The 13,583-nt window shown below is 52.7% G+C and carries 10 protein-coding genes and 7 tRNA genes; 1 reads left to right on the top strand and 16 read right to left on the bottom strand.

Going from position 1 to position 13,583, the window contains the following annotated elements:
• Window positions 1-90: 90 nt before the first annotated feature.
• The 6 genes from OGV80_RS18835 to miaB all read right to left on the bottom strand — a co-directional run bounded on the left by OGV80_RS18835 (window position 91) and on the right by miaB (window position 7,106).
• Complete coding sequence (locus OGV80_RS18835) at window positions 91-999, bottom strand: amino acid ABC transporter substrate-binding protein (protein WP_087051567.1); 909 nt, start codon at window positions 997-999, stop codon at window positions 91-93.
• Window positions 1,000-1,354: 355 nt separating this feature from the next.
• Entirely contained in the window at window positions 1,355-2,893 is a 1,539-nt protein-coding gene (lnt, locus tag OGV80_RS18830) for an apolipoprotein N-acyltransferase (RefSeq protein ID WP_043015579.1), read from the bottom strand.
• A 24-nt stretch (window positions 2,894-2,917) separates the two neighbouring features.
• A complete protein-coding gene (corC, locus tag OGV80_RS18825; RefSeq protein WP_038638785.1) occupies window positions 2,918-3,796 on the bottom strand; it encodes a CNNM family magnesium/cobalt transport protein CorC in 879 nt (292 codons plus the stop codon).
• Between the two features lie 162 nt (window positions 3,797-3,958).
• Window positions 3,959-4,426, bottom strand: coding sequence for an rRNA maturation RNase YbeY (gene ybeY, locus OGV80_RS18820; protein WP_075144996.1), 468 nt, complete (start codon window positions 4,424-4,426; stop codon window positions 3,959-3,961).
• Window positions 4,423-5,469: a PhoH family protein gene (locus OGV80_RS18815; protein ID WP_003022776.1), complete on the bottom strand. Its 1,047-nt coding sequence runs from the start codon at window positions 5,467-5,469 to the stop codon at window positions 4,423-4,425. The genes ybeY and OGV80_RS18815 overlap by 4 nt, the downstream gene beginning before the upstream one ends.
• Window positions 5,470-5,675: 206 nt before the next feature.
• Complete coding sequence (gene miaB / locus OGV80_RS18810) at window positions 5,676-7,106, bottom strand: tRNA (N6-isopentenyl adenosine(37)-C2)-methylthiotransferase MiaB (protein WP_043017864.1); 1,431 nt, start codon at window positions 7,104-7,106, stop codon at window positions 5,676-5,678.
• A 145-nt stretch (window positions 7,107-7,251) separates the two neighbouring features.
• Between miaB and ubiF the strand changes: the two genes are divergently transcribed.
• Window positions 7,252-8,427 (top strand): 3-demethoxyubiquinol 3-hydroxylase, encoded by a 1,176-nt coding sequence (gene ubiF, locus OGV80_RS18805; protein ID WP_087051566.1) that lies wholly within the window; start codon window positions 7,252-7,254, stop codon window positions 8,425-8,427.
• Between the two features lie 120 nt (window positions 8,428-8,547).
• Here ubiF and OGV80_RS18800 read toward each other — a convergent pair.
• The 10 genes from OGV80_RS18800 to nagC form a co-directional block, all read right to left on the bottom strand.
• Window positions 8,548-8,622 (bottom strand) — tRNA-Gln (locus tag OGV80_RS18800).
• 36 nt (window positions 8,623-8,658) lie between these two features.
• Window positions 8,659-8,733 (bottom strand) — tRNA-Gln (locus tag OGV80_RS18795).
• Window positions 8,734-8,776: 43 nt separating this feature from the next.
• Window positions 8,777-8,853: transfer RNA gene (locus tag OGV80_RS18790), tRNA-Met, on the bottom strand.
• A gap of 21 nt (window positions 8,854-8,874) precedes the next feature.
• A tRNA-Gln gene (locus OGV80_RS18785) sits at window positions 8,875-8,949 on the bottom strand.
• A gap of 37 nt (window positions 8,950-8,986) precedes the next feature.
• Window positions 8,987-9,061: transfer RNA gene (locus OGV80_RS18780), tRNA-Gln, on the bottom strand.
• 23 nt (window positions 9,062-9,084) lie between these two features.
• A tRNA-Leu gene (locus OGV80_RS18775) sits at window positions 9,085-9,169 on the bottom strand.
• 8 nt (window positions 9,170-9,177) lie between these two features.
• A tRNA-Met gene (locus OGV80_RS18770) sits at window positions 9,178-9,254 on the bottom strand.
• A 223-nt stretch (window positions 9,255-9,477) separates the two neighbouring features.
• Complete coding sequence (gene asnB, locus OGV80_RS18765; protein ID WP_003835552.1) at window positions 9,478-11,142, bottom strand: asparagine synthase B; 1,665 nt, start codon at window positions 11,140-11,142, stop codon at window positions 9,478-9,480.
• Window positions 11,143-11,442: 300 nt separating this feature from the next.
• Window positions 11,443-12,195, bottom strand: coding sequence for a ribonucleotide monophosphatase NagD (nagD, locus tag OGV80_RS18760; protein ID WP_005121413.1), 753 nt, complete (start codon window positions 12,193-12,195; stop codon window positions 11,443-11,445).
• A 166-nt stretch (window positions 12,196-12,361) separates the two neighbouring features.
• Window positions 12,362-13,582, bottom strand: coding sequence for a DNA-binding transcriptional regulator NagC (nagC, locus tag OGV80_RS18755; RefSeq protein WP_075144993.1), 1,221 nt, complete (start codon window positions 13,580-13,582; stop codon window positions 12,362-12,364).
• Window position 13,583: the final 1 nt, after the last annotated feature.

The following is a 13,583-nucleotide window of genomic DNA, read 5'->3' as shown; positions in this document are numbered from 1 at the left end:
GGCCTGATGGGGAACGACCATCAGGCTTATAGTCTGTCCGTGCCGAGTAGCAATCGAGAGGGCAAGGTGAACTCGCCCCATTTATTTTAGTTAGTTAAGCGCTTTATCATTCGGTTCTTTGAACAGGGCTTTCATCTCGTCCGACAGTTCGAAATTCATGTTCAGGTTCTTCGGTGGAATTGGATTTTTAAACCACTTATCAAACCATTTCTCAGCATCGCCTGAGGTCTGCGCCTTGGCGATAGTGTCGTCCATCAGCTTTTTGAACTCAGGGTCATCTTTGCGCAGCATACAGCCGTAGGCTTCCTGAGACTGCGGTTTGCCGACGATCTCCCAGTTGTCTGGTTTCTTCGCCTTCGCGCGCTCGCCAGCCAGCAGGGCGTCATCCATCATAAAGGCAACGGCGCGGCCGCTTTCCAGAGTACGGAAAGAGTCACCGTGGTCTTTCGCGCTGATGATGCGCATATCCATTTTTTGTTCTTCGTTCAGCTTGTGCAGCAGCACTTCTGAGGTGGTACCCGAGGTCACGACTACGGCTTTACCTTTCAGATCGGCGAAATCTTTGACGTCGCCGCCTTTTTTCGCCAGCAGACGAGTGCCGACAACGAAAATGGTGTCAGAGAAAGCCGCTTGTTTTTGGCGCTCGACGTTGTTGGTGGTGGAGCCACATTCAAAGTCAAAGGTGCCGTTTTGCAGCAGCGGGATACGGTTTTGTGAAGTAATCGGGATCAGTTTCACCTGCAGGTCAGGCTTGTTCAGCTTTTTCTTCACGGCTTCAACGATTGCGTTGGAGTAATCCTGTGAATAACCGACCACTTTTTGCTGATTATCGTAGTAAGAGAACGGTACCGATGATTCACGGTGGCCGACCACAATCACGCCGTTTTTGGCGATCTTGTCCAGCGTGCTGCCTGCCGCTGGTACTGCGTCTTCTGCGTGCGCCAGGCCGGCGGACATTCCCATAACCAGCATGGCAGTGGCGAGCTTACGTAATTGCATATCCAACTCCTTTATCGTCTGCGCCAGTGACGCATTGATACCCATTGTGATGTTGTTATTGTTTGCTACTAAAACGTGCAGTCTTGTATGTGTTTGTTAACATTTAGTTTGGATGAATGTAAAGAATTTGCTGTGTTATTGTTTATTTTTGCGAAGTGCGCCGCACCATTTGGGGGCAAAAATATCTTGTTGCACTTTTCAGGTGCTACCGGCGCTCAACTTTGGTGCGACCAGGTTGCACATTCAGCCAAAACAGCGTTTGCCTTGTAGAACAAAGCAATAGACGTGCCAGAATGGGAAGAGAGATGTGTTTTGGGCCGGATAAACGAGACGTTATCCGGCCAGGAGAGGTGGATTACTTACGACGTTGGCGCAGGCTCATTACCACAGCACCAAAGCCAAACAGCGCGGTAAGCAGCCAGAGCGGCCAGTTACCGGTTCGGGCATAAGGGGTTAAGCCCGTCGTTGGCGTCACGCTGGTGGTCAGAACCTGGCGGGTAAACTGCGGGATCATCGCCTGAATCTCACCCTGTGGACCAATCACCGCCGTAATACCGTTATTGGTGCTACGCAGCAGGGGACGCGCCAGCTCGAGGGAACGCATCCGCGCCATCTGGAAGTGCTGCCACGGGCCAATGGATTTACCAAACCAGGCATCGTTGGAGATAGTCAGCAGGTAGTCCGTATCCGGGCGGAAGTTATCACGTACCTGTTCGCCAAGAATGATTTCGTAGCAGATGGCTGCCGTCAGCTTAAAGCCGTGCGCATGCAGTTGTGGCTGCACATAAGGGCCACGGCTGAACGAAGACATTGGCAGGTCAAAAAACGGCGCTAACGGGCGCAGGATTGATTCCAGTGGAACAAACTCGCCAAATGGTACCAAATGGTTTTTGTTATAGCGGTTGCTGGAGTCGTAGCTGTACGGACTGTCTTTACCCAACGTGATGATGGTGTTGTAGGTGTCGTAACGATTCTGCTTGTTCAGCCGCGCGTCTACAATACCGGTAATCAGCGTGCTGTTTTTCGATTTCAGCAGGTCATCCATCATGCTCAGAAAACGCTGCTGGTTAATTTCCAGGTCCGGAATAGCGGATTCTGGCCAGATGATTAGCTGTGATTTGCCCATTTCGGGCTGGGTGGCGTCGAGATAAATCTTCAGAGTGTTGAGTAACTGACCTTCATCCCATTTGAGCGACTGAGGAATGTCACCCTGCACCATCGAAACCTGAGTGGTTTTTTCCGGCTCAAGCGTGAACCACTGGATATAGCGCAGCGGAAAGGGCAGGGCGAATAGCACGACGCCGACGACCAGCGGACGCCAGTTACGCGTCACCAGCGCCAGCGCCAGCAGACCGCTAACCATCATCAGCAGGAAGTTAATCGCCTCAACACCCATTACCGGCGCCAGTCCTTTTAACGGACCGTCGATCTGGCTGTAACCAAACTGCAGCCATGGGAAGCCGGTCAGTACCCAGCCGCGCAGGAATTCAGTGATTTGCCAGACTACCGGCGCGGCAATCGCCACGCGTAGCCAGGTGGTTTTCGGCCACAGACGCGCCAAAACGCCGGCAAACAGGCCGGTGTAGAGGGAAAGGTATGCGGCAAGCAGAACCACGAGGAAGACGTTAACCGGGCCCGGCATACCGCCAAACTGCGCGATGCTGACGTAAACCCAATTGATGCCGGAGCCAAACAGCCCCAGCCCCCAAAAGTAGCCGATAGCGGCAGACTGGAGCGGGCGGCGGTTGAAGGTGAGAGCCTGCAGGCCCATCAGCGAAACGATCGCGGCTGGCCAGATGTCATACGGAGAGAAAGCCAGCGTCCCGCAGGCACCGAATAATAACGCCAGCAGCAGGCGAATGCGCTGGCGTTCAATTAATGGGGCAAATGCCATGTAGTCTTAGATCCAGTTTCGGGTTTATTCGTCCAGTTTGGGCTGGGGTGAGTCGTCCGGAATTCTGACATGAACCTGAATAATACGACGGCTGTCGGCCATTGCCACTTTGAACTGGTAACCATCAATGTCGATAGTCTCCCCGCGCGCGGGAAGATGCCCAAAGGCCTGCATGACCAACCCGCCGATGGTGTCGACTTCTTCATCGCTGAAATGCGTGCCGAAAGCTTCGTTGAAGTCTTCAATCGGCGCCAGTGCGCGAATAGTCCAGGTGTGGCGGCTGAGCTGACGGAAATCAATATCGTCTTCTTCGTCGTACTCATCTTCAATTTCACCCACGATCAGTTCAAGGATGTCCTCAATGGTCACCAGACCTGAGACACCACCGAATTCGTCGATGACGATAGCCATATGATAACGCTGGGAGCGGAACTCTTTCAGCATGCGGTCAACCCGCTTGCTTTCAGGGACGACAACCGCCTGGCGTAACACTTTCTCCATGCTGAAGGCTTCGGCATCGCTGCGCATAAACGGCAGCAGATCTTTGGCCATCAGAATCCCTTCGATGTGATCTTTGTCTTCGCTGATCACCGGGAAACGCGAGTGGGCAGACTCGATGATGACATCGAGACATTCGTCCAGGGTCTGGTTGCGTTTCAGGGTAATCATCTGAGAGCGAGGGATCATGATGTCGCGCACGCGTTGGTCCGCAATGTCCATCACCCCTTCGAGCATATCGCGCGTATCTTCATCGATAAGGTCGTTTTGCCCGGAATCACGGATCAGCTCCAACAGTTCGTCGCGGTTTTTCGGTTCACCGTGGAAAAGTTGGCTCAGTAACAGGGAAAAAAATCCCTTTTTGCTGGTTAAGGTGTCACTACTGTGTGAATTGTCGTCGCTCATGGCGTCGTATGGGTTCTCATGTTAGTTAATCCAAAGCGCGTCATGCGTGTACTCAGCTGTTGACGGCATGTTTCTTCAACGTACTTCGAGTCAGGTCGACAGTATAAGGCGCAATACCTGATGACGGCTGCGCCTTTTCAGGCCTACCAGACTTCGAAATACTTATTCTTTCTCGGCAATGTACGGATCCTCATAGCCCAGAGCAAGCATAATCTCTGTTTCTAAGGATTCCATCTCTTCCGCTTCATCGTCTTCGATATGGTCGTAGCCGAGTAAATGCAGGCTACCGTGCACCACCATGTGCGCCCAGTGGGCCTCAAGCGGTTTGCCTTGCTCCTGCGCTTCTTTCTCGACGACCTGACGGCAGATGATCAAATCGCCCAGCAAAGGCATCTCAATGCCCGGTGGTGCTTCAAATGGGAATGAGAGCACGTTGGTTGATTTATCTTTCCCGCGATAGGTCAGGTTCAGCTCGTGACTTTCCGTGTCATCGACCAGACGAATGGTCACCTCTGACTCTTCCTGAAACTGCGGGATCACCGCATCCAGCCAGCCCTGAAACTGACTTTCTGTTGGTAAACCGGATTCGTCTTCACATGCCAGCTGTAAATCGAGAATAACCTGACTCATTTTTGTTCCTGCTCCTGAGCTTCACGCTTGCGTTCTGCTGCCTGCTCGGCTTTGCGTTTCTGTTCTGCTTCTTCCCAGGCTTCATACGCCGTGACGATACGGGCAACCACCGGATGGCGAACCACGTCTTCGCTATGGAAGAAATTGAAACTAATTTCGTCGACTTCAGCCAGCACTTCAATAGCATGACGCAGACCGGATTTGGTGCTACGCGGCAGGTCAATCTGGGTGATATCGCCAGTGATGACCGCTTTGGAGTTAAAGCCGATACGGGTCAGGAACATTTTCATCTGTTCGATGGTGGTGTTCTGGCTTTCATCAAGAATGATGAACGCATCATTTAACGTACGACCGCGCATATAGGCCAGCGGCGCAACCTCAATGACGTTACGCTCAATCAGTTTTTCGACCTTCTCAAAACCGAGCATTTCGAATAGCGCGTCATACAGCGGTCGTAAATACGGATCGACTTTCTGGCTGAGATCTCCCGGCAGGAAACCGAGTTTTTCACCCGCTTCAACTGCCGGACGGGTCAGCAGAATTCGACGGATCTCCTGACGCTCAAGCGCATCGACCGCAGCGGCAACCGCGAGATACGTTTTACCCGTACCCGCAGGGCCAACGCCAAAGGTGATGTCGTGGTCGAGGATATTCGCAATGTACTGTGCCTGGTTTGGCGTACGCGGCTTGATTACCCCGCGCTTGGTTTTGATATTCACCGCTTTGCCAAATTCCGGCACGCTGTCAGCGCTTTGCTCAAGCACACGCGCTTCTTTAATTGCCAGATGAATTTGTTCAGGCTCAATGTCCTGCGTCTGACCGCGCATTGGGGCGGTATCGACATACAGGCTGCGTAAAATATCTGCCGCTGCGGTGACGCAAATTGGGCGACCGGTCAGCTTAAAGTGGTTATCACGACGGTTAATTTCGATGCCGAGACGACGTTCCAGCTGTTTGATGTTGTCATCAAAGGGGCCGCAAAGGCTCAACAGGCGGGCGTTGTCTGCGGGTTCAAGGGTGATTTCGCGAGTGTCTATGTTCAAACTGTTCCTCTTATGCATGTCTCGCCGGACGCTGAACATTTACCGGCATCTAAGGAAATTATTCACGCCATGGGGGAAAGGCGCAAGCATTGCAATAAATATGGGGATGACAGGGCTGATTACAAGGCCCGCTGGAGCAGCGAGCCTGGGAGTGTTGGCCCGATAAGCATAGCGCCATCGGGCCTTGTTTACGTTTTTCAGCAGGATTAAGGCTGATAAATACCGACGCCCAGATCGTTTTCTTTGCGGGTACGCGCAATAACCGACTCAGGGGATTCTGCGATGCGCAGGCCCATTTCGTCCTCGGTGCGCACCACTTTACCGCGCAGGGAGTTAGTCCAGACATCGGTAATTTCTACATCAACAAACTTACCGACCATCTCCGGAGTGCCTTCAAAGTTCACCACACGGTTATTTTCGGTACGGCCTGACAGTTCCATGATGCTCTTACGCGATGTGCCTTCAACCAGAATGCGCTGGGTCGTGCCGACCATACGACGGCTCCAGGCCATGGCTTGCTGGTTAATACGCTCCTGCAGAATATACAGACGCTGTTTTTTCTCTTCTTCCGGCACGTCGTCAACCATATCGGCAGCAGGGGTGCCAGGACGCGCAGAGAAGATAAAGCTGTAGCTCATGTCAAAGTTGACGTCAGCGATAAGCTTCATGGTCTGCTCGAAATCCTGCGTGGTTTCACCCGGGAAACCAACAATGAAGTCAGAACTAATCTGGATATCCGGACGCGCTGCGCGCAGTTTGCGGATGATCGCTTTATATTCCAACGCGGTATGGGTGCGCCCCATCAGATTCAGCACGCGATCTGAACCGCTCTGTACCGGCAGGTGCAGGAAGCTCACCAGTTCCGGCGTATCACGATAAACTTCAACGATATCATCGGTGAATTCGATCGGATGGCTGGTGGTGAAGCGGATACGGTCAATGCCGTCGATCGCCGCGACCAGACGCAGCAGATCGGCAAACGATCCTGTCGTGCCGTCGTAGTTCTCACCACGCCAGGCGTTCACGTTTTGCCCCAGCAGGTTCACTTCACGCACGCCTTGCGCCGCAAGCTGGGCAATTTCAAACAGGATATCATCCGCCGGACGGCTGACTTCCTCACCGCGGGTGTATGGCACCACGCAGTAAGTACAATATTTATTACAACCTTCCATGATGGACACAAACGCGCTTGGGCCTTCAGCACGCGGCTCCGGCAGACGGTCGAACTTTTCGATCTCCGGGAAACTGATATCAACCACCGGGCTACGGGTGGTGCTTCCACGCACTTTGTTGATCATTTCCGGCAGACGGTGCAGGGTTTGCGGGCCAAAAATAATATCGACATAGTGGGCGCGCTGGCGAATGTGGTCGCCTTCCTGAGACGCAACACAACCACCGACACCGATGATGAGCTTGGGATTCTTCTCTTTTAACAGCTTCCAGCGACCCAACTGATGGAAGACTTTTTCCTGAGCCTTCTCACGGATAGAGCAGGTATTCAGCAGCAGCACATCCGCTTCTTCGGCCACGTCGGTCAGTTGATACCCATGAGTGGCATCCAGCAGATCGGCCATCTTCGATGAATCGTATTCGTTCATCTGACAGCCCCAGGTTTTAATATGGAGTTTTTTGGTCATCGACTTGCTCTTGCGAAATTGTGGCTGAAATGCAGGGCGCATAGTGTACTGCTTTGGCGCGGTTGTGACCAGTATGACGGATGTCAGCCTCAAGGGGTAAAAAATCCTGTAAACTTACGCAATACATGTAACAGGATAATTGACCATGACAAATCAACCAACGGAAATTGCCATTGTCGGCGGGGGGATGGTCGGCGGCGCGCTGGCGCTGGGACTGGCGCAGCATGGATTTGCGGTAACGGTCATTGAACATGCCGTTCCTGCGCCGTTTGTGGCAGACGGACAGCCTGATGTCAGAATTTCGGCCATTAGCTCTGCCTCGGTGTCGCTGCTGAAGGGGCTGGGCGTCTGGGATACAGTTCAAGGGATGCGCAGCCATCCTTATCGTCGTCTGGAAACGTGGGAATGGGAAAATGCCCATGTGATGTTTGATGCCGCCGAGCTTAAGCTACCCTTGCTGGGTTATATGGTGGAAAACACGGTTCTGCAACAGGCACTCTGGCAGGCGCTGGAAGCCCACCCTAAAGTCACGTTGCGCGTGCCTGCGTCGCTTCTCTCTTTGCATCAACATAACGATCGACATGAGCTTGAACTGGCAGGCGGTGAAAAGATCAGCGCCAGGCTGGTCATCGGTGCGGATGGCGCAAATTCTCAGGTGCGGAAAATGGCAGGGATTGGTATCCATGCCTGGCAATACGCGCAGTCCTGTATGTTGATTACCGTGCAATGCGAGAATTCACCGGGAGACAGCACCTGGCAGCAATTTACCCCAGACGGTCCGCGCGCGTTTTTACCGCTGTTCGATAACTGGGCCTCGCTGGTGTGGTATGACTCACCGGCGCGAATCCGTCAGTTGCAGGGGTTAAGCATGTCGCAACTGCAGGCGGAGATCGCCAAACATTTCCCTACACGACTCGGTAACGTAACGCCTGTGGCTGCGGGGGCATTCCCGCTTACGCGCCGTCACGCGCTGCAATATGTGCAGCCAGGCCTTGCGCTGGTAGGTGATGCCGCGCATACCATTCACCCGCTGGCGGGGCAGGGCGTTAATCTGGGGTTCCGTGATGTGGATGCGCTGATTGATGTGCTGGTGAATGCGCGCAGCTATGGCGAGTCCTGGGCTAGTCAGCCGGTGCTGAAGCGTTATCAGAACCGTCGTATGACTGACAATTTCATCATGCAAAGCGGCATGGATCTGTTTTACGCCGGATTTAGCAACAACCTGCAGCCGCTACGTATCATGCGTAATCTCGGGTTAATGGCCGCAGAGCGCGCAGGCGTGCTGAAGCGTCAGGCGCTGAAGTATGCGTTAGGATTGTAGCTCGAGTGGTGCCTGATGGCGCTACGCTTATCAGGCCTACGAGTCATGTAGGTCGGGTAAGGCTTGCCGTCACCCGGTGTTAGAAAAGCAAAAAGCTCGCCGAAGCGAGCTTTTTTAATATGGCTGGGGTACGAGGATTCGAACCTCGGAATGCTGGTATCAGAAACCAGAGCCTTACCGCTTGGCGATACCCCAACGGGCGCACCCACTGAGTGGATGACTTTTTGAAATTGGCTGGGGTACGAGGATTCGAACCTCGGAATGCTGGTATCAGAAACCAGAGCCTTACCGCTTGGCGATACCCCAACAATTTTTTGGATTTACCGAACGAGTCGATACGTCCTTAATATGGTGGCTACGACGGGATTCGAACCTGTGACCCCATCATTATGAGTGATGTGCTCTAACCAGCTGAGCTACGTAGCCAAATACTAACATATTCTTCGATGGCTGGGGTACCTGGATTCGAACCAGGGAATGCCGGTATCAAAAACCGGTGCCTTACCGCTTGGCGATACCCCAATGACCGTTGCGGTGAACCGCTATATCGAAGAAAAAATGGCTGGGGTACCTGGATTCGAACCAGGGAATGCCGGTATCAAAAACCGGTGCCTTACCGCTTGGCGATACCCCATCCGTGCAACGCTTACGGGTGAATGGTGCGGGAGGCGAGACTTGAACTCGCACACCTTGCGGCGCCAGAACCTAAATCTGGTGCGTCTACCAATTTCGCCACTCCCGCAAAAAAGATGGTGGCTACGACGGGATTCGAACCTGTGACCCCATCATTATGAGTGATGTGCTCTAACCAGCTGAGCTACGTAGCCATCTTTTTTTCGCGTAACCTTATCGGCGTTGCGGGGCGCATTATGCGTATTGAGCCTTGAAGCGTCAACCCCTTTTTCATTGAAAATAGCTGTAATGTGACTGTTTGGTTAGGTTGCGAACAGCATGGCGCAATATTCGGCAATTATTAGTTATTAATTGTTTTTTTGCACAGAAAACAGACATAAAAAAAGAGCCCTGCAGGGCTCTTTTCTAAGGATTGACTTATTTGTACGCGGACTGATGCACGCCAACCGCACGACCAGATGGATCGTTCATGGTTTTAAACGCCTCATCCCATTCGATCGCTTTGGCAGAAGAACAGGCAACCGACGGCCCGCCCGGTACGCATTCCGCAGCGCTCGCAACCGGGAACAGCTCTTCGAAAATCTCACGGTACAAGTACGCTTCTTTCGACGATGGCGTGTTGTAAGGGAAGCGGAAGCTGGCGGTTTCCAGTTGTTGGTCAGAAACTTGCTCAGCAGCCACCTCTTTCAAGGTATCAATCCAGCTGTAACCGACACCATCAGAGAACTGCTCTTTCTGACGCCATGCGACGCTTGCCGGCAGGTAGGACTCAAAACATTCGCGCAGAACGTGTTTTTCCATTTTGCCGTTGCCGCACATTTTATCCTGTGGGTTGATGCGCATCGCCACATCAAGGAATTTCTTATCCAGGAAAGGCACGCGAGCTTCAACCCCCCAGGCTGACATCGCTTTGTTGGCTCGGGCGCAGTCGAACATATGCAGCGCCTGCAGCTTGCGCACGGTTTCTTCGTGCAGTTCTTTTGCATCTGGCGCTTTGTGGAAATAGAGATAGCCGCCAAATACTTCGTCAGAGCCTTCACCCGACAGCACCATTTTAATGCCCATCGCTTTAATTTTACGCGACATTAAGTACATTGGCGTCGAGGCGCGAATCGTCGTGACATCGTAAGTTTCGATGTGATAAATCACGTCGCGGATAGCATCCAGGCCTTCCTGCACGGTGAAGTGGATCTCATGGTGCACGGTACCCAGATGGTTCGCTACTTCCTGTGCGGCTTTCAGATCCGGTGCGCCTTCCAGGCCGACTGCGAAGGAGTGCAACTGTGGCCACCAGGCTTCGCTACGTTCCTGATCTTCAACACGGCGCGCCGCGTATTTTTTAGTGATCGCGGAAATGACGGAGGAATCCAGACCGCCGGACAGCAGTACTCCATAAGGAACATCTGACATCAGGTGGCTTTTCACCGCATCTTCCAGCGCCTGACGCAGCTCGTTTTTATCGGTAACGTTGTCTTTTACCGCATCATATTCAAACCAGTCGCGCTGGTAATACTGACGAATTTCGCCGTCTTTACTCCATAAATAGCTACCGGCCGGGAATTCTTTGATTGTGCGGCACACGGGAACCAGGGCTTTCATTTCAGACGCGACGTAGAAGTTACCGTGCTCGTCGTAACCCATATACAGTGGGATGATCCCGATATGATCGCGGCCGATCAGATAAGCGTCTTGCTCGCTGTCATACAGGGCAAAAGCAAACATGCCTTGCAGGTCATCCAGAAACTCTGGGCCTTTTTCCTGATACAGCGCGAGGATAACTTCGCAGTCGGAACCCGTCTGGAACTGATAGCGATCGCCGTACTCAGCGCGCAGCGCCTGGTGGTTATAAATTTCACCGTTAACCGCCAGGATATGCGTTTTCTTCACGTTGTACAGCGGCTGAGCACCGGCGTTGACGTCGACGATGGACAGACGTTCGTGTGCCAGAATGGCGTTATCACTGGCGTAAATTCCCGACCAGTCCGGGCCGCGATGGCGCATCAGACGAGACAATTCCAGGGCTTTTTTACGCAGTTCAACTGCGTCAGTTTTAATATCGAATACGCCAAAAATAGAACACATAACCTTCTCCGTTAACCTGTTGCGTGATGCTTTTTATGTTTGCTTGATAAAGAAAATGCCGCAAAGCTGGAGAGGGCGCAAGCGAATTACGGGCCAGAAAATAAAAAACGCAATGGTCATTGTGGATTGGTGAAAAAAGATTACAGAATAGACGTGTTTATTGACGAATCGGTATTTTTATGGCGGTTTTATTAAATGAAAGGGTTTCCGTATGCAGGATAAGGTATTGATACCGCCAACCGGCAATAACGCCGCAAATTTGCCGAACAAGACGAACTCACGTCTTATCCGGCCTGCGAATCAAATCACATCAATTTCAGCGACGGACGGGTAAATCCAGCTTGGTCTGAACGGCATGCTGTCAATGTCGTCGAGCGTCGAAACGCCAGACAATACCAGGATGGTTTCGAGACCGGCCTGGAAGCCCGCCAGAATGTCGGTACGCAGGTTGTCGCCAACGATAACGGTCTCTTCCGAGTGCGCCTGCATTTTATTGAGCGCCGCGCGAATAATCCACGGGCTGGGCTTGCCGACATAAAACGGCTTGCGGCCAGATATTTTTTCGATACCCGCGCACAGCGCACCGCAGGCGGGATAAAAGCCGCGACCGTGAGTATCCGGGTTTGTGGCAATGAAACGCGCGCCGTTGGCCACAAAATATGCCGCTTTATGCATCATGTCCCAGTTATAGGAACGCGTCTCGCCAACAATCACAAAATCGGGGTTCACGTCGGTAATGGTAAATCCGGCTTTATACAGTTCGTGAATTAACGCGCCTTCACCCACCACATAGGCTTTTTTCCCTTCCTGGCGGCGTAGAAAGTCAGCGGTAGCCATGGCGGAAGTATAAAAGACGCTATCAGGGACATTTACACCCGCGGTGGCGAAGCGGTTCGCCAGATCTTGCCCGGTCTGTGAAGGGTAATTGGTCAGCAGAACTAACGGCAGGCCTTTTTCCAGGATCCCAGTCAGAAATTCTGCCGCACCTGGTACGGCAACATTGTCGTGCATCAGCACGCCGTCGATATCACAAATTACATTCTTAATGGCCATGGACAATCCGACATTAAAAAAAGAAGGCATTACTATACACAAAATACACTACATCATTCGAGTTGCATCAAGGCGGCAAGTCTGCGAACCCCTGGAGCTTACTGAAGTAAGTGACCGGGGTGAGCAGATGCAGCTAACGCAGAGGCAGCTCGAAGGATGACGTGTATTAGTTTTCCAGCAAACGTTGCAGCAGTGTACCGTTGAGCATCGCACGCTTCACCAACGCAAAGGCGCCAATGGCAGAGCGGTGATCCAGCGTGGAACGAACCACCGGTAAATTGTGGCGAAACGCTTTCAACGCCTGCGTGTTGATACAGCTTTCTATTGCAGGCAGCAGCACTTTATCAGCCTCGGTAATTTCGCCCGCAATGACGATTTTTTGTGGGTTAAACAGGTTGATAGCGATGGCGATGGTTTTACCCAGGTGGCGACCAACGTGCTCAATGACTTCTGCTGCCAGATTATCGCCTTTATTTGCCGCCTTACAGATAGCTTTAATGCTGCAATCATCCAGCGTTAGCCGGCTTGGATAACCCTGTTTCAATAAGTTCTGCACGCGGTGTTCGATGGAGGCATTGGCGGCAATGGTTTCCAGACAGCCGAAGTTACCGCAGTGACAGCGCTCACCCAGCGGTTCAACCTGAATGTGACCAATCTCGCCCACGTTGCCATTGCGACCGATGAAAATTCGGCCATTGGAAATAATTCCCGCCCCGGTTCCGCGGTGAACTCGCACCAAAATGGAGTCTTCGCAATCCTGACTTGCCCCGAAATAGTGCTCAGCCAGCGCCAGACTGCGGATATCGTGACCGACAAAGCAGGTAACCTTGAAGCGTTTTTCGAGCGCTTCGACCAGCCCCCAGTTTTCGACCTGAATGTGCGGCATATAGCGGATGACGCCGCTTTCAGGATCAACCAGGCCAGGCAGAATGACGGAAATCGCAATCAGCTCACGGATTTTCCGCTGGCAGCTCTCAATAAACGTTGCAATGGTGTTGAGCAGGGCATGCTCCAGCGTTTCCTGGGTGCGCTCCGGGAGAGGGTAATGCTCTTCGGCGACCACTTTACTGCTCATATCATAGAGCGTGAGCGTCGTGTCGTGACGGCCCAGGCGTACGCCGATGGCGTGGAAGTTGCGGGTTTCGGTGACGATAGAGATAGCGCGGCGGCCTCCGGTGGAGGCCTGCTGATCGACTTCTTTGATCAGCCCGCGTTCGATCAACTGACGCGTAATTTTGGTTACGCTGGCGGGGGCAAGCTGGCTTTGCTCGGCAATTTGAATTCGCGAGATTGGCCCATGCTGGTCAATCAGGCGATAAACCGCCGCGCTGTTAAGCTGTTTTACGAGATCAACATTACCTATTTGAGCTTGTCCGCCTGGTGTCATT

Source organism: Citrobacter sp. Ce119, assembly GCF_030334525.1.
Taxonomy (GTDB): domain Bacteria; phylum Pseudomonadota; class Gammaproteobacteria; order Enterobacterales; family Enterobacteriaceae; genus Citrobacter; species Citrobacter europaeus.
Note: the sequence above shows the minus strand (reverse complement) of the source record. Positions and strands in the feature narration are given on the sequence as shown.

Excerpts from the sequence above, each read along its gene's own strand:
- OGV80_RS18835 (WP_087051567.1), bottom strand. The coding sequence starts at position 999 with ATGCAATTACGTAAGCTCGCCACTGCCATGCTGGTTATGGGAATGTCC.
- lnt (WP_043015579.1), bottom strand. The coding sequence starts at position 2,893 with ATGGCATTTGCCCCATTAATTGAACGCCAGCGCATTCGCCTGCTGCTG.
- corC (WP_038638785.1), bottom strand. The coding sequence starts at position 3,796 with ATGAGCGACGACAATTCACACAGTAGTGACACCTTAACCAGCAAAAAG.
- ybeY (WP_075144996.1), bottom strand. The coding sequence starts at position 4,426 with ATGAGTCAGGTTATTCTCGATTTACAGCTGGCATGTGAAGACGAATCC.
- miaB (WP_043017864.1), bottom strand. The coding sequence starts at position 7,106 with ATGACCAAAAAACTCCATATTAAAACCTGGGGCTGTCAGATGAACGAA.
- ubiF (WP_087051566.1), top strand. The coding sequence starts at position 7,252 with ATGACAAATCAACCAACGGAAATTGCCATTGTCGGCGGGGGGATGGTC.
- asnB (WP_003835552.1), bottom strand. The coding sequence starts at position 11,142 with ATGTGTTCTATTTTTGGCGTATTCGATATTAAAACTGACGCAGTTGAA.
- nagD (WP_005121413.1), bottom strand. The coding sequence starts at position 12,195 with ATGGCCATTAAGAATGTAATTTGTGATATCGACGGCGTGCTGATGCAC.
- nagC (WP_075144993.1), bottom strand. The coding sequence starts at position 13,582 with ATGACACCAGGCGGACAAGCTCAAATAGGTAATGTTGATCTCGTAAAA.